Source organism: Mycobacterium sp. DL99 (genome assembly GCF_004762045.1).
In the GTDB taxonomy this organism is placed as follows: Bacteria; Actinomycetota; Actinomycetes; order Mycobacteriales; family Mycobacteriaceae; genus Mycobacterium.
Window position 1 is genome coordinate 1925920 of the sequence record NZ_SJOM01000007.1, and the last position, 21724, is coordinate 1947643.

Annotated in this window: 21 protein-coding genes; 7 read left to right on the plus strand and 14 right to left on the minus strand. The window is 67.5% G+C overall.

Going from position 1 to position 21724, the window contains the following annotated elements; translation table 11 throughout:
• The first annotated feature begins 2 nt into the window (after window positions 1–2).
• The 3 genes from EYZ64_RS09695 to EYZ64_RS09705 all read left to right on the plus strand — a co-directional run bounded on the left by EYZ64_RS09695 (window position 3) and on the right by EYZ64_RS09705 (window position 3043).
• Complete coding sequence (locus tag EYZ64_RS09695) at window positions 3–1151, plus strand: ferredoxin reductase (protein ID WP_135453249.1); 1149 nt, start codon at window positions 3–5, stop codon at window positions 1149–1151.
• Window positions 1152–1219: 68 nt separating this feature from the next.
• Window positions 1220–2458: a fatty acid desaturase family protein gene (locus EYZ64_RS09700; RefSeq protein WP_135453250.1), complete on the plus strand. Its 1239-nt coding sequence runs from the start codon at window positions 1220–1222 to the stop codon at window positions 2456–2458.
• A 186-nt stretch (window positions 2459–2644) separates the two neighbouring features.
• Window positions 2645–3043, plus strand: a complete 399-nt coding sequence (locus EYZ64_RS09705) for a hypothetical protein (protein WP_135459919.1) — start codon at window positions 2645–2647, stop codon at window positions 3041–3043.
• Between the two features lie 25 nt (window positions 3044–3068).
• On the opposite strand, the gene EYZ64_RS09710 is transcribed toward EYZ64_RS09705, so the two are convergent.
• The 3 genes from EYZ64_RS09710 to aroA all read right to left on the minus strand — a co-directional run bounded on the left by EYZ64_RS09710 (window position 3069) and on the right by aroA (window position 6255).
• Window positions 3069–3875 (minus strand): SDR family oxidoreductase, encoded by an 807-nt coding sequence (locus tag EYZ64_RS09710; RefSeq protein WP_135453251.1) that lies wholly within the window; start codon window positions 3873–3875, stop codon window positions 3069–3071.
• Between the two features lie 70 nt (window positions 3876–3945).
• Complete coding sequence (gene rsgA, locus EYZ64_RS09715; RefSeq protein WP_135453252.1) at window positions 3946–4926, minus strand: ribosome small subunit-dependent GTPase A; 981 nt, start codon at window positions 4924–4926, stop codon at window positions 3946–3948.
• A gap of 6 nt (window positions 4927–4932) precedes the next feature.
• A complete protein-coding gene (gene aroA / locus EYZ64_RS09720; RefSeq protein WP_135453253.1) occupies window positions 4933–6255 on the minus strand; it encodes a 3-phosphoshikimate 1-carboxyvinyltransferase in 1323 nt (440 codons plus the stop codon).
• Between the two features lie 45 nt (window positions 6256–6300).
• Between aroA and EYZ64_RS09725 the strand changes: the two genes are divergently transcribed.
• The 4 genes from EYZ64_RS09725 to EYZ64_RS09740 are packed head-to-tail and all read left to right on the plus strand — an operon-like array spanning window position 6301 to window position 10060.
• Window positions 6301–7077 carry an SOS response-associated peptidase gene (locus EYZ64_RS09725; RefSeq protein WP_210115493.1) on the plus strand — a complete coding sequence of 259 codons (777 nt, stop codon included), beginning with the start codon at window positions 6301–6303 and terminating at the stop codon, window positions 7075–7077.
• Window positions 7074–8582 (plus strand): DUF7782 domain-containing protein, encoded by a 1509-nt coding sequence (locus EYZ64_RS09730; protein ID WP_135453255.1) that lies wholly within the window; start codon window positions 7074–7076, stop codon window positions 8580–8582. The genes EYZ64_RS09725 and EYZ64_RS09730 overlap by 4 nt, the downstream gene beginning before the upstream one ends.
• 42 nt (window positions 8583–8624) lie before the next feature.
• Window positions 8625–9215 (plus strand): TetR/AcrR family transcriptional regulator, encoded by a 591-nt coding sequence (locus tag EYZ64_RS09735; RefSeq protein WP_135453256.1) that lies wholly within the window; start codon window positions 8625–8627, stop codon window positions 9213–9215.
• Complete coding sequence (locus tag EYZ64_RS09740; protein WP_135453257.1) at window positions 9215–10060, plus strand: enoyl-CoA hydratase/isomerase family protein; 846 nt, start codon at window positions 9215–9217, stop codon at window positions 10058–10060. The genes EYZ64_RS09735 and EYZ64_RS09740 overlap by 1 nt, the downstream gene beginning before the upstream one ends.
• Before the next feature lie 4 nt (window positions 10061–10064).
• Here EYZ64_RS09740 and ampC read toward each other — a convergent pair whose 3' ends face one another.
• The 11 genes from ampC to ybaK all read right to left on the minus strand — a co-directional run bounded on the left by ampC (window position 10065) and on the right by ybaK (window position 21586).
• Entirely contained in the window at window positions 10065–11246 is a 1182-nt protein-coding gene (gene ampC, locus EYZ64_RS09745) for a class C beta-lactamase (RefSeq protein WP_135453258.1), read from the minus strand.
• Between the two features lie 3 nt (window positions 11247–11249).
• A complete protein-coding gene (locus EYZ64_RS09750) occupies window positions 11250–12038 on the minus strand; it encodes a class I SAM-dependent methyltransferase (RefSeq protein WP_135453259.1) in 789 nt (262 codons plus the stop codon).
• A gap of 101 nt (window positions 12039–12139) precedes the next feature.
• On the minus strand, window positions 12140–12697 hold the full coding sequence (locus EYZ64_RS32370; RefSeq protein ID WP_286174716.1) for an HNH endonuclease signature motif containing protein: 558 nt from the start codon (window positions 12695–12697) through the stop codon (window positions 12140–12142).
• Entirely contained in the window at window positions 12670–13668 is a 999-nt protein-coding gene (locus tag EYZ64_RS32375; RefSeq protein ID WP_286174717.1) for a DUF222 domain-containing protein, read from the minus strand. Before EYZ64_RS32375 ends, EYZ64_RS32370 begins: the two co-directional genes overlap by 28 nt.
• 73 nt (window positions 13669–13741) lie before the next feature.
• The gene (locus EYZ64_RS09760; protein WP_135453260.1) at window positions 13742–14590 is read right to left on the minus strand and encodes an SDR family oxidoreductase; all 849 of its coding nucleotides are present in this window, start codon (window positions 14588–14590) and stop codon (window positions 13742–13744) included.
• A 91-nt stretch (window positions 14591–14681) separates the two neighbouring features.
• Entirely contained in the window at window positions 14682–15227 is a 546-nt protein-coding gene (locus tag EYZ64_RS09765; protein ID WP_135459920.1) for a M15 family metallopeptidase, read from the minus strand.
• Between the two features lie 19 nt (window positions 15228–15246).
• On the minus strand, window positions 15247–16167 hold the full coding sequence (locus tag EYZ64_RS09770) for a LysR family transcriptional regulator (RefSeq protein ID WP_135453261.1): 921 nt from the start codon (window positions 16165–16167) through the stop codon (window positions 15247–15249).
• A gap of 67 nt (window positions 16168–16234) precedes the next feature.
• Window positions 16235–18655: a CaiB/BaiF CoA-transferase family protein gene (locus tag EYZ64_RS09775; protein WP_135453262.1), complete on the minus strand. Its 2421-nt coding sequence runs from the start codon at window positions 18653–18655 to the stop codon at window positions 16235–16237.
• Between the two features lie 5 nt (window positions 18656–18660).
• Entirely contained in the window at window positions 18661–19857 is a 1197-nt protein-coding gene (locus EYZ64_RS09780) for an acyl-CoA dehydrogenase family protein (protein WP_135453263.1), read from the minus strand.
• 2 nt (window positions 19858–19859) lie between these two features.
• On the minus strand, window positions 19860–20975 hold the full coding sequence (locus EYZ64_RS09785; RefSeq protein ID WP_135453264.1) for an acyl-CoA dehydrogenase family protein: 1116 nt from the start codon (window positions 20973–20975) through the stop codon (window positions 19860–19862).
• A 119-nt stretch (window positions 20976–21094) separates the two neighbouring features.
• The gene (gene ybaK / locus EYZ64_RS09790) at window positions 21095–21586 is read right to left on the minus strand and encodes a Cys-tRNA(Pro) deacylase (protein ID WP_135453265.1); all 492 of its coding nucleotides are present in this window, start codon (window positions 21584–21586) and stop codon (window positions 21095–21097) included.
• Window positions 21587–21724: the final 138 nt, after the last annotated feature.

Consider the following 21724-nt stretch of genomic DNA (forward strand, 5'->3'; position numbering starts at 1 on the left):
TCATGGCCAAGAACTCCATCAAAGTCTCGGCCAATGTGGCCGACACGGTCCGTCCCACGATTGCCGGCGCTGCGCGGCGTCCCGGCTGGAATGCTCTTCGCCGCATCGTCGGTCAGGTGACCACCCCGCTGCTGCCCGACGATTACCTCAAGCTGGCCAACCCGTTGTGGTCGGCGCGGGAGCTGCGTGGCCGGGTCGTCGAGGTGCGGCGGGAAACGGCTGATTCCGCGACATTGGTGATCAAACCGGGTTGGGGATTCTCGTTCGACTACGAGGCCGGCCAGTATGTGGGCATCGGTGTGCTGATCGACGGGCGGTGGCGCTGGCGGTCGTATTCGCTCACCTCGACGCCGGAGAAATCCCCTGCGGTAGGTGCGCGCACCATCACGATCACCGTCAAGGCGATGCCCGAAGGGTTCTTGTCGACTCATCTGGTCGACGGCCTGCGTCCCGGAACCGTGGTGCGGTTGGCCGCGCCACAGGGCAACTTCGTCTTGCCCGATCCGGCGCCGGCAACGGTGTTGTTCGTGACGGCGGGCTCGGGCATCACCCCGGTGATGTCGATGCTGCGCACCCTGGAGCGCCGCGACCAGATCACCGACATCGTGCATGTGCATTCCGCGCCAACGGAATCCGACGTGATGTTCGGCCAGGAGTTGGCGGCGCTGCACGATGCGCATCCCGGCTACCGGCTGCTGTTGCGCAGTACACGGACCGAGGGCAGGCTTGATCTGGCGCAGATCGGCGACGTGGTTCCCGATTGGCGTGAGCGTCAAGCGTGGGCATGCGGGCCGGAAGGCATGCTCAACGACGCCGAGCGGGTGTGGGCGGCGGCCGGTATCGCTGACAGCCTGCACCTGGAACGGTTCGCGGTATCGCGGGCGGCTCCGCATGGCGCCGGGGGCACGGTGACGTTCGAGCGCACCGGCAAGCAGGTCACCGTTGACGGGGCGACGCCGTTGATGGATGCGGGGGAGCAGGTCGGTATCCAGATGCCGTTCGGCTGCCGGATGGGGATCTGCCAGTCGTGCGTGGTGAGTCTGGTCGACGGGCATGTGCGCGATCTGCGCACCGGTGTCGAGCATGACCCGGGCACCCGGATCCAGACGTGTGTTTCGGCTGCTTCCGGCGACTGTGTTCTGGACGTCTAGGCTTTACTGGCTAGTAACCTACGGAATCGTAGGTTACGCTACCGTAGGTAATTGAGAGGAGGCTGACGATGGCAGTTACCGACGTTCCCGCATTCGCGCATCTGACCGATGCCGACATCGAGAACCTGGGCATAGAACTCGACGCGATCCGGCAGGACATCGAAGACTCCCGCGGTGAACGCGATGCGCGCTACATCCGCCGCACCATCGCGGCACAGCGTGCGCTCGACGTCGCCGGCCGCGTCATGCTCGCGGCGAGCTCCAAGCGTTCGGCGTGGTGGGCGGGCACCGTAACCCTGGGCGTGGCCAAGATCATCGAGAACATGGAGATCGGCCACAACGTCATGCACGGCCAGTGGGACTGGATGAACGATCCCGAGATTCACTCCTCGTCGTGGGAGTGGGACATGAGCGGGGCGTCCAAGCACTGGCGGTTCACCCACAACTTCATGCACCACAAGTACACGAACATCCTCGGCATGGACGATGACGTGGGCTACGGCGTCATCCGCGTGACCCGGGATGCCAGGTGGAAGCCGTTCAACCTCTACGGCAACCTGCTGTTCAACACCCTCCTCGCGATCGGCTTCGAGTGGGGCGTGGGGCTGCAGCACCTGGAGCTCGGCAAGATCTTCAAGGGCCGCGACAATCGCAACGCCACGTTGGTCCGGGTCCGCGAGTTCGGCGTCAAGGCCGGCCATCAGCTGGCCAAGGACTATGTGGTGTGGCCGGCGCTGACGTCGCTGTCGCCCGGCGCGACCTTCAAGTCCACCTTGAAGGCCAATGCGGTGGCCAACGTCATCCGCAACGTGTGGGCCAACGCGGTGATCTTCTGCGGCCATTTCCCCGATGGCGCAGAGAAATTCACCAAGACCGACATGGTCGGTGAGAGCCGCGGGCAGTGGTACCTACGGCAGATGCTGGGCAGTGCCAACTTCGACTCGGGTCGGGCGCTGGCCTTCATGAGCGGCAACCTGAGCTACCAGATCGAGCATCACCTGTTCCCGGATCTGCCGAGCAATCGGTACGCCGAGATCGCGGTCCGGGTGCGGGCGCTGTGCGACAAGTACGACCTGCCTTACACCACGGGACCGTTCCTGGTGCAGTACGGCAAGACCTGGCGCACGATCGCCAAGCTGTCGCTGCCGGACCGGTTCCTGAAGGACACGGCCGACAACGCCCCGGAAACTCGTAGTGAGCGGATGTTCACGGAGCTCGAAGGCTACGGCGTCACCGATCCCGACACCGGACGCCGTCGTGGCCTGAAGACGGCCATCGAGACGGTGCGGGGCTGGCGCCGCAAGTAGCTTCATCCAGTTTCTTCATCGAATGTGGGCTTGTGTTCGAGGATCCGTCGGGATCGGAGAGCGCAAGCCCACATTCGTGTCTGACCGGATGCCATATTCCAAGCAATCGCCCCACGTACTCCCAGGTTCCTCGCAGCCGTCGCTCATACTCTGTCGCTCGTGAAGAGGAAGCTCGGCGCGGCTGCCATGGTGCTCTGTGCCTCGGTCGTCCCCATGGGTGCGCTGGCCACCGGTGTCGCCGCGGCCGACGATTACGCGGGCCAGAAGTACTCTGACGTGCAGTCGGCGCTGGCCGGTTCCGGCATGAAGGGTGTCATCGCGACCCGCTCCGGTGATTCGGAATCCGACGACGACTGCGTGGTGACGAGTTCGGAAAAGGCGTCCTGGCACAAGGGTGACAATTTCGCACCGGTCACCGACACCGTGCTGCTAAACCTCAACTGCAATGCCGGGGTGGCGTCGGCGAAGACGCCGGGCAACTCGGCCGCCAGCCCGGAGGGACGCGCCGCCATCGCGGCGGCCAAGCAGCAGGCCGAACAGCAGCAGCAGCAGGCAGCGGCCGACGAGGCCAAGACCAAGCACTGAGCTGGCTTGACCTCGCCGGGGCGCGTCACATATTCAGCTCCCAGACCTTCGGCCAGTCTTTCCCGCGGAACGCGGCGTCGGTACCGCCGTCGATGAAGATGACCGACCCGACGAAGTAACCCGCCTCGGGGCCGAGGAGGAACGCCACCAATGCGGCCACCTCTTCGGGCCGCCCGCCGCGTCCGGCCGGGATGGTCTTGAGGAACTGCTCCATCGCCTCGCCGGTCAGTGGGTCCTTGCGCCCCTCCTGGGTCATCGGCGTATCGATGAGCCCGGGTGCGATCGCGTTGAGCCGGATGCCTTCGGCGATGTACTCCGCGGACTTGGTGCGCGCGTAGTACGCCAGTGCGGCCTTGGTGGCCGGGTAGGCCTGCAGCGCCGCGAAATCGCCATAGGTGGAGGCGACGGTGTTGGCGCCGACCTCGTCGCCGGCGAGGCAGGCCTCGGCCATCTCGACCGGCCAATTTGGTTGGCTGGTAGTCGAATTCGAGCTGATCAGTACCACCGAAGCGTTCTCGCTGTTGGCCAGCAGCGGGCGCAGACCTTCCAGCAGCTCGACCGCCGCGAAGTAGTTGACGGCGATCAGCAGGTGCGCCGGACGGCCGGCTGCGGCGGCCAGCCCGGCGAACGGGACGAAACCGTCGATACCGTCGCCGGCCAGCTCGGTGACCTTCGCGATCGCCTCCGCGCGCCCGTCCGGGGTGCTCAGGTCCACGTTCACGTCGGCATCGTGCAGGTCGACGCCGATCACCCGATGTCCGTCGGACTCCAGCCGTTTCTTGGTCGCAGCGCCAAGTCCCGAGGCGCTGCCGGTGAGAACATAAGTAGCCACAATCAGCGACCCTAGTGCGCCGCGGCGGTGGATTTGCGCGATGTGCCGCCCAGCGGTACGCGGGAAGCGATCAGGCTTCCTTCAAAACCGCCAACAGGCGACGAGCGGCCGCGACGCGGCCGGCCGCCGGGCCGGACAAATTGTCCAGGGCGCACTCCGGGTCGGCGGGCGGGCCCATGTGGCCGCACCCGCGCGGACAGTCGTCGATGGTCTCCGCCAGGTCCGAGAACGCCAGGATCACGTCATCGGGTTGGATGTGGGCCAGGCCGAACGAGCGGATCCCCGGGGTATCGATCACCCAACCGGTTCCATCGAGCGGCAGCGCCACCGACTGAGTGGAGGTGTGCTTGCCCTTGCCCACCCCGGAAACCTCGCCGGTTGCCCGGTCTGCCTCTGGGACAAGACGATTCACCAGGGTGGACTTGCCGACCCCGGAGTGGCCGAGGAACACGGTGACCTGATCGATCAGCAGCGGGGCGACTGCCTCCAGGGGATCTTCTCGGCCGGCGTTGACGATGGTCAGGTCCAGGTCGGCAAACTGTGCAGCGAAGGGTTCCGGCGGGGCCAGGTCCGACTTCGTCAGGCACAGAATGGGTTTCAGCCCTCCGGCGTAGGCGGCGATCAGTGTTCGTTCAACGAACCCGGTGCGCGGGGGCGGGTCGGCCAGCGCCACCACGATCAGCAGCTGATCGGCATTGGCGACCACGACACGTTCGGTCGGATCGGTGTCATCGGCGGTGCGGCGCAACACTGTTCGGCGCTCACCGCGGCGCACGATGCGGGCCAGGGTGTCGGGCCGCCCGGACAGGTCGCCGACGATGTCGACGTCGTCGCCGACCACGATCGGGGTGCGGCCCAGTTCACGGGCCCGCATGGCGACCACGCGGTGATGCGGGTCGCGGTCGAGCGCACAGCCCCACCGGCCACGGTCGACGGTGACCACCATCGCCGACTGGGCATCGGCGTGGTCCGGCCGGGTCTTGGTGCGCGGACGCGAGCCTTTACCCGGCCTGATCCGGACATCGGACTCGTCGTAATCCCGCGCTCCCAAGGTGGCTTACTTCCCCCTCACAGGCGGGTCGCCCGCCAGCATCAGCGCCCACATCGACGGGAAGTCCGGCAGGGTCTTGGCCGTGGTCGCGATGTTCTCCACCTCCACACCGGGCACCCGCAGGCCGATGATCGCGCCGGCCGTGGCCATCCGATGGTCGGCATAGGAGCGCCAGGTACCGCCGTGCAGCGGCCGCGCCGTGATGAGCAGGCCGTCCTCGGTCTCGCGGCAGTCGCCGCCGAGCCCGTTGATCTCGGTGGTCAGTGCCGCCAGCCGGTCGGTCTCGTGCCCGCGCAGATGCGCGATGCCCCGCAGCTGCGACGTCGCGCCGTCACGGGCCAGCGCGGCCAGTGCGGCGACGGTGGGGGCCAGCTCGCCCACATCGTGCAGGTCGGCGTCGAACCCGTCGTAGCCTTCGGCGCCACTGACTTCCAGATGTGAATCACGCTGGTGAACAGTCGCATTCACCTTCGTGAGCAGGTCGAGGATCGTGTCGGCAGGCTGGATGCTCACCGACGGCCAGCCGGCGATCCGCACCGTTCCGCCGGTGACGATCGCGGCGGCCAGAAACGGCGTGGAGTTGGACAGGTCAGGCTCGATGCTCCAGTCCCGTGCGGCGACCGGGCCGGGGGACACCCGCCACCGGTTGGGGACGGAGTCGTCGACCAGCACGCCGGCGTCACGCAACATCGCCACCGTCATCGACACATGCGGGGCCGAGGGCACCGAGGTGCCGGTGTGCACGATGGTGAGCCCGTCGGCGAACGTCGCACCGGACAGCAACAGCCCGGAGACGAACTGCGAGGAGCCCGAGGCGTCGATCTCGACCGTGCCGCCGGCCACGGCGCCACGGCCGCGCACCGCGAACGGCAGCGCGTCACCATCGACATCCACCCCCAGACCGCGCAGCGCGTCGAGTAGTGGGGCGATGGGCCGGGACCGGGCCTGCTCATCGCCGTCGAACGTCACCGAGGTGGTACTCAGCGCTGCGACCGGCGGCACGAACCGCAGCACAGTGCCGGCCAGTCCGCAGTCGACCCGGGCATCGGTGGCCGGCGCGATACCGCCGCTGACCGTCAACTCGGTGTCGTCGTGTTCGGCCGGTTGCACGGTGACACCCAAGGTGCGGATGGCGTCGATCATCAGATCGGTGTCGCGGCTACGCAGCGAGCCGCGGACCGTCGAGGGGCCCTGTGCGGTGGCCAGCGCGGCCAGCACGAGCGCTCGGTTGGTCAGAGACTTCGAACCGGGCACCGTCACCGTGGCATCGACCGGGGTTGTCGTCGACGGAGCCGGCCAGTGCTCCCACTGTTCCTCACGCGCGCTCACGCACTACATCCTGCCTTGTCCGCCGATTCTGCAACCATGGGCACTATGTGTGGACGTTTCGCGGTGACCACCGATCCCGCGCTGCTGGCGCAGAAAATCCAGGCCATCGACGAGAGCACGTCGAGCACGGCGAGCTCGGGGGACAAGGATGTCGCGGGCGCGAACTACAACGTCGCGCCCACCACGACCATCAGCAGCGTGGTCAAACGGCACAGCGAACCCACCGACGAGTCGACGCGCCGCGTCCGCTCGATGCGCTGGGGACTGATCCCGCCGTGGGTGAAAACCGCCGAGGGCGGCGGCCCCGACACCAAGGGCCCGTTGTTGATCAACGCGCGCGCCGACAAGGTCACCAGCTCAGCGGCATTCCGCAACTCCGCCAAGAACAAGCGCTGCCTGATCCCGATGGACGGCTGGTACGAGTGGAAGCCGAATCCGGACGCAAACAAGAAAGCCAAGACGCCGTACTACATGTACGGCGCCGACGGTGAGCTGCTGTTCATGGCGGGGCTGTGGACCACGTGGCGCCCCCAAGGGGCCCCCAGGGACGCGCCGCCCCTGCTCAGTTGCACGATCATCACCACCGATGCGGCCGGTCCGCTCGCCGAGATCCACGATCGGATGCCGCTGACCATCAGTGCGACTGACTGGGACCGCTGGATGGATCCCGACGCGCCGATCGACGAGGGGCTGCTGCGCGGCCACGGGGATCTGGACCGGATCGCGGTTCGCGAGGTGTCGCGACTGGTCAACAGTGTCCGCAACAACGGCCCGGAGCTCATCGAGCCGGCGGGGCCCGAAGAAGAGATGGGGTTGTTTTGAGCGGTTTCGGGGGTGGCGGCGTTGATGTAGACGTCGTCGACGCGATCGGTGCCGACCTCCGCTCGGCCGGGTTCACCACCGACGGCGTGGCCGATCTGCTGGGCGCCGACGCCAACGCGGCGCTGAGCCGGGGGGTGTGGTGGCCCGCACTGCGGGTCACCCATGCCGTGCCGGCCGACCGCCAGCGCCTGGGTGTGCTGGTGCGTCTTCTGCTGCTGGGCACCGAGGAGACGCCGCCGTCGGTCGAGGCGGCGTTCCCGTCCGTCAGCGTGCAGACGTTGGCCGCCAATGGCGTTCTGGAGTTCAACGGTGACAGGGTGCGGGCGGCCCTGGACATCCGGCCGCACAGTGACGGCGAGCGGGACTTCTACGTGGTGTCGGATCAGGACGCTGCGGTGCGGCGTGGGCCGTTGCGCCACGACCATGTGCTGGGCATCGGTGGGGCGTCGGTGTCACTGGCCCGTGCGGTGACGCGCAACCCCGCCGGCCGCGCGCTCGATCTCGGCACCGGATGCGGTATCCAGGCTCTGCATTTGAATGCGCACAGCGACGAGATCGTCGCAACCGACACCAACGAGCGGGCTCTGGCCCTGGCGGCGATGACCGCGCGGCTCAACGGTATGGCGTGGGATCTGCGGCATGGCAGCCTGTTCGAGCCGGTCACCGGTGAGCGTTTCGATCTGATCGTGTCGAACCCGCCCTTCGTGGTGGGCTCCGGCGCCCGTGACTACATCTACCGCGACTCGGGTCTTGCCGGGGATGCGTTGTGCCAGAGCCTCATCGAGCAGGTCGGCGATCATCTGTCGCCGGGCGGTACCGCGCACATCATGGCCAACTGGATCGTGCGGGACGGCCAGGAGTGGCGTGACCGGGTCCGTGGCTGGCTGGCAGGGACCGGCCTGCACGCCTGGGTGGTGCAGCGCGAACTGGCCGACCCGGTCAGCTACGTGTCGCTGTGGCTGGCCGATGCGGGCGAGGATCTCGAACGGCAGGCGCAGCGGGGCGGGCAATGGCTCGACTGGTTCACCGAACAGGGCATCGCCGGAATCGGCATGGGCATGATCTCGCTGCGGGTCCCGCGCGACGGGGAACCGCCCGAGCAGATCCTCGAGGAGATCACCGGCGCCGACGAGGCGCTCACCGGCTCGGAAGTGGACGCGTTCTTCGCCCGGCGGGTCTACCTGCGCGACACTTCCGACGATGCGCTGCTGGCGGCCCGGCTGTCCACGGCGCCGGTTTTCCTGGAGGAGCAGTCGCTCCCAGGACCAGAGGGCTGGCAGGAGGTCGGGGCCGCGGTGCGCCGCCCGGGCGGCCCGGCCGCGGTGATCGGCGTCGACGAGGTGCTGCGGGCGCTGCTGGCAGGTTGTCGCGGCGAGGTGCCACTCGGAACGTTGATCCAGCTGCTCGCCGCCCATCACGGGGTGGATTCCGATGCCCTGGCGCAGGCCGCACTGCCGGAGGTGCGGGAGGCGATCGGTCGCGGAATCCTCTATCAGGCGGAGTGACAGGGCTCTAGAGGATTCCTCGGTTTTGCTAGAATATTTCTCGTGGGACCGTCCAGGGCCAGAGGTGCGCGAGACCGGTTGATCTCGGTTGCGCGTCGTCGTTTCGCTGCCGAGGGGACCATCGCGCCGACGCTGGATGAGGTGCGGCGCGAGGCCGAGGTGAGCGTCGGATCGCTCTACCATCACTTCCCCGACAAGCCCGCGTTGGCGGCGGCGGTCTACGCACAGCTCATGGCTGAGTACCAGGTGGGTTTCCTGGCCATGTTGCGCGAACAGGCCACCGCCGAAGACGGGATCCGGGGCGGTGTCCGCAACCACCTGAACTGGGTGGCGACCCACCGCGGTGAGGCGGCGCTACTGCTGGGCGATCGGCTGGACAGCCCGGAGCTGCGTGACGCCAACCAGAACTTCTTCGCGACCATCCGGGACTGGTGGCGCCCGCACCACACCTACGGGGCGCTGGTGGACATGCGGCCGGGTATCACGGCCGCCCTGTGGCTCGGTCCCGCGCAGGAGTACGCCCGCTACTGGGTAGCCGGCGGTACCGCCGACATGGACAGCGACGCCGTCGAGACATTCGCCGATGCGGCATGGAAAGCACTGCAGGCCAGACCAGTTGAGGAGCTCTCGTGATGGACAAGCCCTTGTATCGCAGCATGGTGGCCGACGGGGACGACCCGGACGCTCCACAACGGATTCTCGTCGACCGCAGCGGTGATCGCGCCGTGGTGACTCTCGATGAACCCGACCGGCTGAACGTACTGTCCGCACCACTGGTCCGGCAGTTGCGCCGGGCTCTGGAAGGTCTGGCTGCCGACAACGACATTCGCACCGTGGTGCTGACGGGCGCCGATCCGGGCTTCAGCGCGGGCGGCGACCTGCGCATGATGCGGGCGGCCATCGAGAGCCGGTACGAGGGTGAGGGAACCGCGGACGTATGGCGCTGGATACGGCGTGAATTCGGTGGCATCGCCCGGCTCATCGCGGGTTCGGACACCATCTTCGTGGCCGCCCTCAACGGACCCGCGGCCGGCGTCGGGCTGGCATGGGCGCTCACCTGCGATCTGACCATCGCCAGTGAGAAGGCCGTCATCGTGCCCGCTTTCGCGCGCCTCGGATTGATCCCGGAGGTCGGCACCAGCTGGGCGCTGACCCGGAGGCTTGGCTATCAGGGTGCGCTTGCCTACTACCTCAAGGGTGAGCACATCGACGCCGAGACCGCGCAGCGGCTGGGGCTGGTGCACGAGGTCGTCGCCCACGAGAAGCTGCTCGAAACCGCGGATGTGTGGTGCTCGCGGGTCGCTGCGCTGCCGCCGCACGCGGTCGCGATGGCCAAACCCCTGTTGCGCGCCGCGGCTGACGCCAGTTGGAACGATGCGCTCACGCTCGAAGAGTTCGCCGAGCCGACCTGCTTCACCACCGCGGCCTTCGCCGGCAGCGTCGAGACCATGCTGTCCGGCGGGACGCGTCCGCGCTAGAGAGCTACGGCTTTTCGGTCGAAAGCTGTTGCAGGACAGCGTGGGCCGCGGTGACGCGCGCGGCGATCGGATAGTTCTTGTTCGCGAGCATCACCAGGCCGATCCGTTTGTCGGGTACAAACACGACATAGGCGCCGAAACCATCTGTAGAGCCGGTTTTGTTGAACAGCGCCGGGGTCGAGGTGGGTTGGGGCGTGAGCGGAGTAGCCGGATTCGGCTGCATGGCCATGGTGTTTGAGTTGCCTGCCAGCAGCCGGTCGAGGGTGACCGGGTAGGAGTACTGTTCCCAGCCGAGCCCTTGGATCATGTCGCCTGTCTGGAAATATCCGACGTGCGTTCCTTGGACAGCATCGCGCATCGGTGCCTCAAGATCGTTCGGCGCGATGTTGGTTTCGACGAAACGGAGCAAGTCAGCCGCAGAGGACTTGACGCCGTAGGCTTCGGCATCGAAAACGCCTGGGTTCACCCGGATTGGCTCGTTGTCGGCGTTGTAGCCCCAGGCGTAGTCGGCCATCTGGGATTGCGGCACTCGGATGTAGCTGTGGTGCAACTGCAGCTTCGGGAAGATCTCCCCTTCAATCAGGTCGCTGAAGTCACGGTTCATCGCCAGTGCGGTGAGGTGGCCGAGCAGGCCGATGCTCGGGTTGGAGTATCGCCGCTGCCGGCCGGGGGCGGCATCGGGCTCCCACTGCTGAAAGTAGGTCTGCATCTGGGCGTCATCCGTGACATCCGACGGAAACTGCAGGGGCAATCCACCCGCGGTGAACGTGCCGAGGTTGAGCAGGTCGGCCTTGTCGATGGCGCTGCCCGTCAACTGCGGCATGTAGGTGCTGGGGTGATCAGTCAGCGAGATCTGCCCGAGTGCGTGCGCATAGGACGCCAGTGTCCCCGTGAACGTCTTGCTGACCGAACCGATCTCGAAGAGCGTGTCCTGGGTCGCCGGTGTCCCGCGTTGTCTGTCTGCGACGCCGAAATTGAAGTAGCGCTGTTGGCCGTTGGCGGTCACCGCGATGGACATGCCCGGTATGTCGTACTGGGCCATGAGCGGTCGAAACGCACGGTCCACGGTGGCCGCGAGCGTATCGGGGCTTCCGGAAGCGGTCGCGTTGGCGAACGCACAGAGCAAGACGACGACGGCGAGTAATCGCGGCACGGCTTTGGCGCTGCTCCTCATGTCATGCAGCATGTTTCATGCCCTGCGGCGAGCGGAGACCACGGCATACGGTGCGTCGAAGGCCACCCGGCCTTCTTCGTCGGCCTGTGCACTCAGCGCGCCGGTGAACGCGTCGAGCAGACGGCCCCGCATTGGCTCGTCCAGCCGGCTCAGCAGGTCCACATGCATCGGTGATTCGTCTGCGATGAAGCGCGCCGCGGACTCGACGGAGTCGAATTGCCAGGTATGTGAACCGGTTTCGAAGTGCACGTCGTCGCACCCGGCGGCCAGCCGAGCCTGCACGATGTCGAGGTCGCCCCACTGATCGGGCGAATACACCGAGGCCGGCGGCCGGCCCAGGGTCTCGACGATCGGGGTGAAGAACGGGTTGCCCGCCTCATCGCGGACCCAGGTGGAGAACGCGAACACGCCGCCCGGGGGCAGCAGGCGGGTGACCTCGGCGACCAGGCTCGTGGGCTCGACGAAGATGATGCCCATGTTCGACACCACCGTGCCGAAATCGCCGTCGGGCAGGCCGGTGTGCGCGGCGTCGGCGACCACCCACTGCACCGCATCGGCACCGGGCCGCTCGGCGGCGATGGCGATCAACTCGGCGGTGAGATCCACGCCGGTGACCTGGGCGCCGGCTTCGGCGGCGGCAAGTGCCGCGCTTCCGGTACCGCAGGCCAGATCGACGAGCGCGGTGTCACGCACCGGCCGCAACCGATCGGCTGCGGCGATGACCTTATCGGCGATGACGGCGATGCGTTCGGCGACGGCCTGGTAGCGGCCGGCGGCCCAGTTGGTGGCTTGTGGGTCAGGCATACCGACGAGCCTAGCTGGACGGATACGCGATGCTGCCGGTCCGTGCGCGGGGCAGATCCGCGCATCGTTCGGTGCGTCAACGCCTCTTGGCGCGAATTCCCTTAGTAGGGCGCGGGTTTGTCTTGTTCGGTGTTGAGTCGGCGTTCGGTGTTGATGCGTTGGGTGCGGGCTTGTTGACGGGTTTGTTGGCGGACCGGCATTTTCATGTGCCGGTCGGCGGTGGTTGTCGGGGCTGGTTGTGTGGGTAGGGCTGGGGTGTGGTTGGCCCAGTCGGGGAACAAGATCTGGCTGAAGGGTGTGGTCTGGTAGGTGTGGCCGGTCGGCGCGGTCCAGGTGTGGCTGCCGTCGGGGTGTTGCACATCGGTCCAGCCGTTGTCACCGGTCTCAAAGGTCTTGAGGAGGTGGTGGGTTCGGCATTTTGGTCCGAGGTTGCCGGGGTGGGTGGCACCGACGGGCCAGGGGGTGGTGTGGTCGAGGTCGCAATTGTGGGCTGCTACTCCGCAGCCGGGGAACATGCAGACGAGGTCGCGCATTTGGACGAACGCGGCCAGCTTTGATGAGGGCCGGTAATGCGGTTGGGCGGTGAGGTCATCGGGGTGGGTGACGTGTTTGACGGTGGCCCCGGTGGCGATCAATTCGGCCAGCAGCGGCGCGGGCACGACCCCGCCGCCGAGAATGACTGCGGGACTGCCGGATACGGCTGGTGTGCGATCGGCGGGTAGTCGCTGGGGTCGGGTTTGCCGTGGATGCGTGGGTCCCGGGGTAGTTGCGCCGGGGCTGGGGCGTCGTCGTTGTGGGTGCTGGTGGCGGACTCGGGCAGGGTTTGTCCGAGGAGGTGGATGACCACGGCGCGAGAGCGGGGATCAATGCCGGTGGCTTCGCAGTCCGGGCTGCCGCACTGGCAGGTGAGGTGGTCGGCTCCGGCGCCGATGGCGCCGAGCGCATCGGAGCGGCGTTGCCCGATGGTGCGCGGGTCGTTGTCGCAGACTCCGTGTGCCATGGTGCTGAGCAGATTCTTGAGCAGGGCCGCGTCGGTGGCCAGCAGCCGTCCCCAGATGGAGACGGTGCCGTTGGGATCGTCGGGGTCGCCGAAGTGGACGTCGCGTTCTCGGGCGGCGGTACGGGTTTTCCGCACGGCGGCGGAATCGAATTTCTCCACCCAGACATCGATGGCTTGTTCGGTTTTGGTTGCGGTCAGCGCACCGTAGGTGGTGGCGGCGCCGGCCAGGGCAGTGTCGATCAGTGCCAATGCGTCATCGTCGGTGACGAGCTGGGTGCGCCAGGTGATGGTGGAGACGACTTTCGCCGAGATGTCTCCGCGGGCGAAGACGGCGGCGACCTTGGGGAGCCGGTCGCGCAATGCCTGGGCGATGCGCATCTGGGCGGACGCGGCACCGCGACTGAGGTTGCACGCCGCGCTGACCGCGGCGGTCGCGGTTTCCCAGCCGTCGATCGCCCGGTAGGCGGACGTGTCGTCCTCGTCGTCGCAGTGGCGGGCCACGATCTCGGCGATGGCGGCCAGGCGCCCGGCGGCCTCGACCGCTTCGGCGCGGGTGCGGTGCTCGACGGCATCGATCAGCGCGGCGTCAGTGAGTTCACCGAGCGCCGGCCGATCGACCAATTCGAACACATGTTCGACAATGGTCGTGAATTGGCACCCCAGCAACGTTTTTCAGGTTGTCGCCGACGGTCGCCGCGCCCGGCTACGGCTGGACGTATCCCGGCGGGTTGGGGGTGTCCACCCACAGGTCTACGCCGAGGTCCGATCCGGGCACACAGTCGTACACGGACAGATCGGTGACACCATTGTCGAGTAGGACGTCCTCGCAGAGCAGGCTCTGCCCGGTGTACTCCCGCGCGGGCTTGTTGAAGATCGTGTACGCCGCATCGGCATACACCGAAGGCTTGCGGGCGCGACCCATCGCCTCGTCACCGCCGAGCAGGTTCTGCACCGCTGCGGTGGCCACCAGGGTGCGCGGCCACAGCGTGTTCGAAGCGATGCCCGCCTCCCGCATCTCTTCGGCGATACCCAACGCGCACAACGTCATTCCGAACTTCGCCATCATGTAGGCGGTGGGCTTGAGCCACTCGGACTCCAGCCGGATCGGCGGGGAGAGGGTGAGGATGTGCGGGTTTTCGCGACCCTTCATGTGCGGAATGCAGGCCTGCGACACGGCATAGGTGCCGCGGATCTGGATCCCGTTCATCAGATCGAAGCGCTTCAGCGGCACCTCCTCGATGGAGCCGAGATTGATCGCCGAGGCGTTGTTGACGCAGAGGTCGATGCCGCCGAACTGCTCGACGGCCTTGGCGACCGCGGCTGCCACCGAGTCACCGTCGCGGACGTCACCGACGATCGGCAGGGCCTGCCCGCCGGCCTCCTCGATCTCCTTGGCCGCGGTGTAAACGGTGCCTTCGAGCTTGGGATGCGGTTCGGCGGTCTTGGCGACCAGCGCGATGTTGGCGCCGTCGGCGGCGGCCTTCTTGGCGATCGCCAGGCCGATACCGCGGCTGGCGCCGGAGATGAACATGGTCTTCCCGGACAGAGTCATAGGGACACGATAAGCGCCTCTAGGTCGCCAGTTTCTACGCCTGGGCTTTGGTCGACGTTTTCCACAACCCTCAGGTAGAAATCGGCGCGGTTCAGCCCGCGGCGTCGGCCTGCAGCGGGGGACAGTTGCCCGCCGGGTCGGCGACGAGTTCGAAGTGCCACAGCTCATTGGCATAGATCTGGCACAGCCCGAAGCGCCCACCGTTGGCGATCAGCCAGCGATCGGCCTGCGGACCGCCGACATCGACCGCCTCCCCGGTGACATGCCGGGACGCGGTCGGCGTCTGGACGTATTGGCGTGCGGCCGCGAGGCTGCCGTACGTCTGCACCCCCTGGTCGAGCAGTGACTGCTGGAAATCAGCCGACCGCCACCCCGAGTTGATCGTCATGGTCACGCCGTCGGCAGCCGCGGCATTGGCGGCGTTCTGGATGGCGGCCAGCAGCCGCGGATCCAGCCGGCCGATCGCCGGGTTCTGCACGTCGAACGGGGTCAGGACCTGCCCGTCGGCCAGTGATCCGTCGCCTTGGGTCATCGGGACGGTGTCGTCGACGAGACGGATCTGTGGTGCCGGTGCGGACGTGCCGAGCAGGGCCGCCAGTGCGGCGACGCTCGAGACCACACTTGCCCCCACCATCATCGGCATCACCGGAAACACATTACTGCGCCCGCGTGCGGGCCAGTACCAACGCCAACTCGGCCACCAGCGCCTCGATCTCCGCCGGGTTTTTCAGCCGATCGGGCACCCAGGCCAAGGCGATCCGGGCCGGTGACCAGGTGCTCTCATCGATGGGCACCAGCGTGAACTCCGGCGGGGAGAAGATCTTGCCGATCAGCGATTCGGGTGCGTAGGGCACCAGCGCGACGAGGTGGCGGTTGGACACCTGGGCGGCCATCTCCAGTTCGCCGCCGAACTGGTTGGTGGTGCGCACGATGCGCGTCACCCCGCGTGCGTTCAGCGCACGGGTCAGGCCGGCCAGCATGACCGGATTGGGCCGGGCGAAGTCGATCACCACGTCGCGATCGCGTAATTCCTCGATCGACACCAGGTCCTCGGTCGCCAGCGGATCGTCGAAACGCACCGCGACCGCGCCCTGGAAGGTGGCCACCACGCGGTATTGCAACCGCTTGTCGGAGGTGGGCAGATGGATCAGCCCGAGGTCGAGGTGGCCGGACACGAGCTTGGCCGTCACCTCCGCAGCCGACCCGGGAACACTGAACTCGGTCGGCACGGCCAGGTTGGCGACGGCGGTCCGGACCTGCGCCACGAAATCCGATGGCGCATAAGCGGTTGCGCCGACCCGGACCGTCGCGGCTCCCTCGGTGAGCCGTACCGCGGTGGCCTTCAACTCATCGACCTGGCGCAGGATCTCGCGGGCGGGACCGAGCAGCTTGGCGCCCAGCGGCGTCAGGCGGACCTCGTGGTAGTTGCGCTCGAAGAGCGGCCCGCCGAGCTCCTTCTCCAGCAGCTTGATCTGCTTGCTCAGCGGCGGAGGCGTGATCCTCAGCCGGTCGGCGGCCCGCTTGAAGTGCAGTTCCTCCGCGACCGCCACGAAGTAGGAGAGTCTGGTGAAGTCCATGCGGTCATTTCCGGCTGTGCGAGGGCGGTATTCGGGGTGTGATCCCCGAATCGTACGAGATGCGTGATCAGCGTCCGGTCGCTTGCACGGTCTGTGGAACTTCGAGCACCCCGGCGCTGATCAGCCCGTCGATGTCGGCATCGTCCATGCCGAGCAGTTCGGCGGCGATCTCCCGGGTCTGCTCGCCGAGCAGTGGCGCCTGTAGCAGTGGTGGATCAGCGATGCGATCCGAATGGATCTGCACGTTCTCCATCGTGAACGGCTCGTCGGCGTGGGGGTGCAGTTCCTCGCGGAAAGCGCGGCGCTGCACGTAGTAGTCCCAGTCGGCGACCTCGGCGGCGCGCAGCGCTGCGCCGGCCGGAACACCGGCCGCCTGCAGCAGATTCATCGCCTCGGTCGCCGGGCGCTGCGACGTCCAGGCACGCACGGCCTCGTCGACGCGGTTGCGGTGGGCGTCCCGTCCGGTGCGGGTCCACAGCTGTTCATCCACGCCGAGATCCGGACGATCGATCACCCCGCACAGCGCGTGCCAATCGGCGTCGTCGCGCACGGTCACGGCGAGCCAGCGATCCTCGCCTGCGGCCGGAAACAGGCCCCAGGGGGCGTCATGGACGGGTTCGACCGTGGGTTCGTGCCCGCGACGCACCAGGACGTCGGCGGCGATCTCGCCGGCCAGGTGGCTCAGCATCACCTCCGATTGCGCGACGCTGACAGACCCGCCGGTGCCCGTGCGTTCGCGGCGCAGCAGCAGAGTCAGCGCGCCGAGGGCACCGATCCGGGCCGCCACGTGATCGGGGTAGACGGTGACCGTGTCGCAGAACGACTCCGGTTCGTCGGGGTACACCCACAGGTCGGTAAAGCCTGCGGCCGCCCGCACCAGTGGGCCGTAGCCCATCCGTTTCGCCCACGGCCCGCTGGGTCCGAACGCCGAACTGTCGACCACCACGATGCCCGGGTTCAGTTCCCGCAAGCTCCGGTAGTCCATTCCGAGGGTCTCGGCCACGCCCGGTTTGAAGTTCGTCAGCACGACGTCGGAATGGGTGACCAGTCGGTGCGCAAGCGCCCGGCCCTGCGGCGTCCGCAGATCGATGCCGATCGAGCGTTTGTTTCGGTGGCCGGCGGCGTAGGTCTGCGACATGGAGGTCAGATTGCCGCGCAGTCCGTCCGGGAAGGCCGAGTTCTCGATCTTGATGACGTCGGCGCCGAGGTCGCCGAACAGTCGTCCGGTGTCGGATCCGACGACGATCACGCCGAGATCCAGTACGCGCACCCCCTCCAGCGGCAGGCCCTCGTCGCGGCGCCGGCGACCGGCGAGCAGCGGCGCGACATCAAGGCGGCGCGGGTGGCCGGCCCCCGCGGGCTCGGACACGTTCACCGTGTTGGCCCGGTGCCCGTCGATCTCGACGACACCTGCCGGCACCGGCGCCGACATTCCGGGGGACAGATCGACCTCGTGGAAGTACCCGCGGCTCTTGACCTGTTCGGTGCCGAGGGTTTCGGCCAGGGTCAGCACCGCCGCCGTCGGCACCCCGTGCCGCTGGCCGGCGACCTCCAGCTCGGCCCGGGTCTGCCCGGCACAGAAGCGCCCGATCTCAGACATCAGCTCCGGCGAGCTGAACCGCACCCGCAGCCGGTCGAACGACGGATCGGCGAACTGAACGGGGCGGCCCATCCACTCGAACATGCCGTGCCACTGGCGTTTTGCCAGCAGACAGATCCGCACGTGCCCGTCCTTGCACGCGATGATCGGGTACCGCAGGCGTTCGGCGTTCCAGTCGCGTCTCTGCGCGCTCAATGCCACGCCGGCCGATGCCGTGCCTGCCGTCCCGTACGGCGGATCGAGAGTCTGCATGGCCCCGTCGAGGATCGAGAAGTCGATGAAATCGCCTTCACCGGTGCGCAATCGGTCCAGGTACACGCTCATGGTCATCACGGCGGCCTGCGCCGCCGCCACGTGATAGGGCAGTTGCGCGGCGGGCGGCACCGGGGGCTCGCGTCCCGGGATGCCCGAGCGGGACAGCTCACTGGTGAGTGCGTGCAGCACCGGGGTGGTGGCGTGCCAGCCGCGGTAGCTGGTGTCCCGGCCGAAATCGCTGATGGACAGGATCACCAGGCCCGGGTGTTCAGCGTGAATGTTGCGTGCCGCCAGGGCCTTTTCGGCATCCGAGCCGGGCCGGGTGTCCTCGATGAGGATGTCGGCCCCGGCCAGCAGTTGCACCCATCGGCTTTGATCGTCTCGGGTCGACAGATCGACGACGACGGTGTCCACTCCGTGTCGGTTGATCGCGATGCCCACCGATTCGGGATCGACTCCGGCGCCCTCGGCGATGGGGCCTGCGGGTTCGTCGGTGACGCCCGGCAGGTGCACCTGGGTCACCGCGGCGCCGAGGTCGGCCAGCAGGCGTCCCACCGCCGTCATCGGGCCGCGCGACAGGTCGAGGATGCGAACCTCGGCCAATGGTGGGTCGTAACCGTCCGGATTGGCCATCGGTGTCAGCTCCGGCGGGCCTGGCGGAACGGGATGTCGCGATCGACCTCGGGTTCCTTGGCCAGTCCGAGGACCCGCTCGCCGATGATGTTGCGCTGGATCTGGTCGGTGCCGCCGCCGATCGACGTGAAGAACGCGTTGAGGGTAAGGAAGTTGATGTCGTCGGCTTCGGGGTTGTCGGGGCCCGCCAAAAGTGCTTCCGCACCGATGATCTCGGTCTTGAGCCGTGCCTCCGCATGCAGGATGTTCGACATAGCCAGCTTGCCCAGCGACATGATCGAGCTGGATGTACCTTGTGCCGCTGCGGCTTTGGCGCGGGCGTTGTTGAGGGAGTTGAGTTCACGCAACGCCAGCACGTTCGCAAGTTCCTTGCGGACGGCCGGATCCTCCAGGCGGCCGTGCTCGCGGGCCAGGCCGATGAGGTCGTCGGCCCGGGTCCGGTTGCGCGAGCCGCGCCCGCCGTCGCCCATGATGGACCGCTCGTAGGCCAGCGCGGTCTGCAGCACCCGCCATCCGTTGCCCTCGCCGCCCAGGAGGTAGGCATCGGACACCCGCGCGTCGGTGATGAACACCTCGTTGAAGTGCGATTCGCCGGTGATCTGGACCAGCGGACGGACCTCGATGCCGGGCTGACGCATCGGAATCATGAAGAAGCTCAAGCCTTTGTGCTTGGGCACGTCCCAGTCGGTGCGGGCGATCAGCAGCGCGTACTCGGACGTGGTGGCACCCGACGTCCACACTTTCTGGCCGTTGATCACCCACTCGTCACCGTCGCGGACCGCGGTGGTGCGCACCGCGGCCAGATCGGACCCCGCGCCCGGTTCGCTGTACAGCAGGCAGGTGCGGATCCGTTCGGTCAGGAAGTCACGCACCAGGTCGTTCTTGAGTTGGTCGGTGCCGAACTTGAGTGCCGTGTTGGCCGGGATGCTGTATTTGTCCTGGCGCGCACCGGGGGCCTTGACCGCCCGGAATTCCTGCTCGATCACCGCGGCCAGCGCATTCGGGTACGCCCGCCCGAACCATTCGGTGGGGTACGTCGGCACGGCGTAGCCCGCGTCGAGCACCTTCTGCAGCCAGGCCACCCGCTCGGGCGAGCTGACCCACGGATCGGTGGATTTCGGTAACCCGGCCCAACTCTGGGCGAGCCAGTCGCGCACCTCGGTACGCAGTTGATCGGCGCTGGGCAGGTTGTTCGCCGTCATCTTCAGGCGCCTTTCGACGAGAGGTAGCGCTCGCGGTGCAGATCGGAGCCGCCGAACAATTGGAGACCGGTGCGGGCCCGGCGCAGGAACAGGTGTGCCGGATGTTCCCAGGTGAACCCGATACCGCCGTGCATCTGGATCGCCGACATGGTGGTGGTGCGGTAGGCCTCCGCGCACGTGAAACCAGCCAGAGCGATTGCGCCACTGGCCTTTTCGCTTCGCGCGTCATGTTCGGCCGCGGCGTGCTGGGCGGCTGACGTGGCTGATTCCACCTGCACCAGCAGGTCGGCGGCCATGTGTTTGAGGGCCTGGAAGCTGCCGATGGGGCGGCCGAACTGAATCCGGGTCTTGAGGTAATCGACGGTGATGTCGAAGATTCGCCGGGTCCCGCCGACCTGTTCGCCGGCCAGCGCGATCAACGCGAGGTCGAGGGCCTCCTGCACCGCGTCCCATCCGGTGGTGCCGATGCGGCGGGCCGGGGTGGCGTCGAACGTGTACGTCGACAGTGGGACGGTCGGATCGAAAACCGTTGCGGCCGTGCGCTCGAAGCCGTCGGCGCCGGGAGCGATCTGGAAGATGCCGAAGTCTCCGTTGACGCGGGCCACGACCAGGATCACGTCGGCCACCTGACCGTGGATGACGTAGTGCGCGTTGCCGGTCAGTGTGTGGTCGGCGTCGCCCGGGGCGTCGGCGGCCGCGGCGCGTACGGCGACGCCCTCCGGCGCCCAGGTCCCGCGGGAGCCGGTCACCGCGACGGTCCCCACCGAGGTCCCTTCGACCAGGCCGGGCAGCAGTCGTCGCTTGTCGTCTTCGGTACCGGCCGCACCGATCAGCGCCGACGCCAGCACCGCGCTGGACAGGAACGGAGCCGGCAGCAGCGCGGCCCCGGTCGCTTCGGCGACGGCCTCGAGCTCGAGGGCGCCGAGCCCGACGCCTCCGTACTCGCTGTCGACCAGCAGGCCGGTGACGCCCTGGGCAGCGAGTTTGCGCCACAACCGGCGATCGAACCCGTCGTCGGTGCCCATCACCCGGCGCACGTCCTGCTCGGTGCATTCGTCGTGCAGCAACCCGGAGACCGCGGCGGCCAGTTCCGCTCGCTCGGCCACGCTGATCGTCATGTGCACCCGCCTTCCTCGTCGGGTCCATGCAATCTGGCCTCGGCCGTGGTGTAAATCACGCATTCGCACACCCACACGTTTCCGATTGCGACATGCCGGTGTCGCCGTCTTACCGGAATTCAGGCGGGAACGCCGATATCGGCTGTCACCGCCGATGTCGCGCGGATCAGGTCCTCGGGTGACAGCGCGATGTCCAAGCCGCGTTTGCCGGCGCTGCAGAGCACCTTGTCGAAGGCCAGCGCCGAGGTGTCGACAACCGTCGGCAGGCGCTTGCGCTGGCCCAACGGGGAGATCCCGCCCAAGACGTACCCGGTGGACCGCTGCGCTGCCGCCGGATCCGCCATTTCTGCCTTCGGAACGCCCAACGCGGCCGCCGCGGCCTTGAGCGACAGCTTGGTCGGTACCGGCAGTACCGCCACCGCCAGTCCCTTGGGCAATGCGATGACCAACGTCTTGAACACCTGCTCGGCGACGATGCCGCCGGCCGCCAGCTGGGCCACGGCCTCGTCGCCGAACGACTCGTTGCGGGAGTCGTGCTGGTAGGCCACCACTTCGTGGTCGATACCGGCCGCCACCAGAGCTGCGATCGCGGGTGTTGCTGCGCGTGCCACGGCGCTCAGCGTAGCCGGGAACATCGGGGCCCCCGCATGCTGTTATTGCTCTCGACACCTGCTCAGCGCTACTTGTCGGTAGCACGCTCTAGGATCTGTAAGGAGGATTCTGGTGCCAACCGTATGCCTGGAACGGCC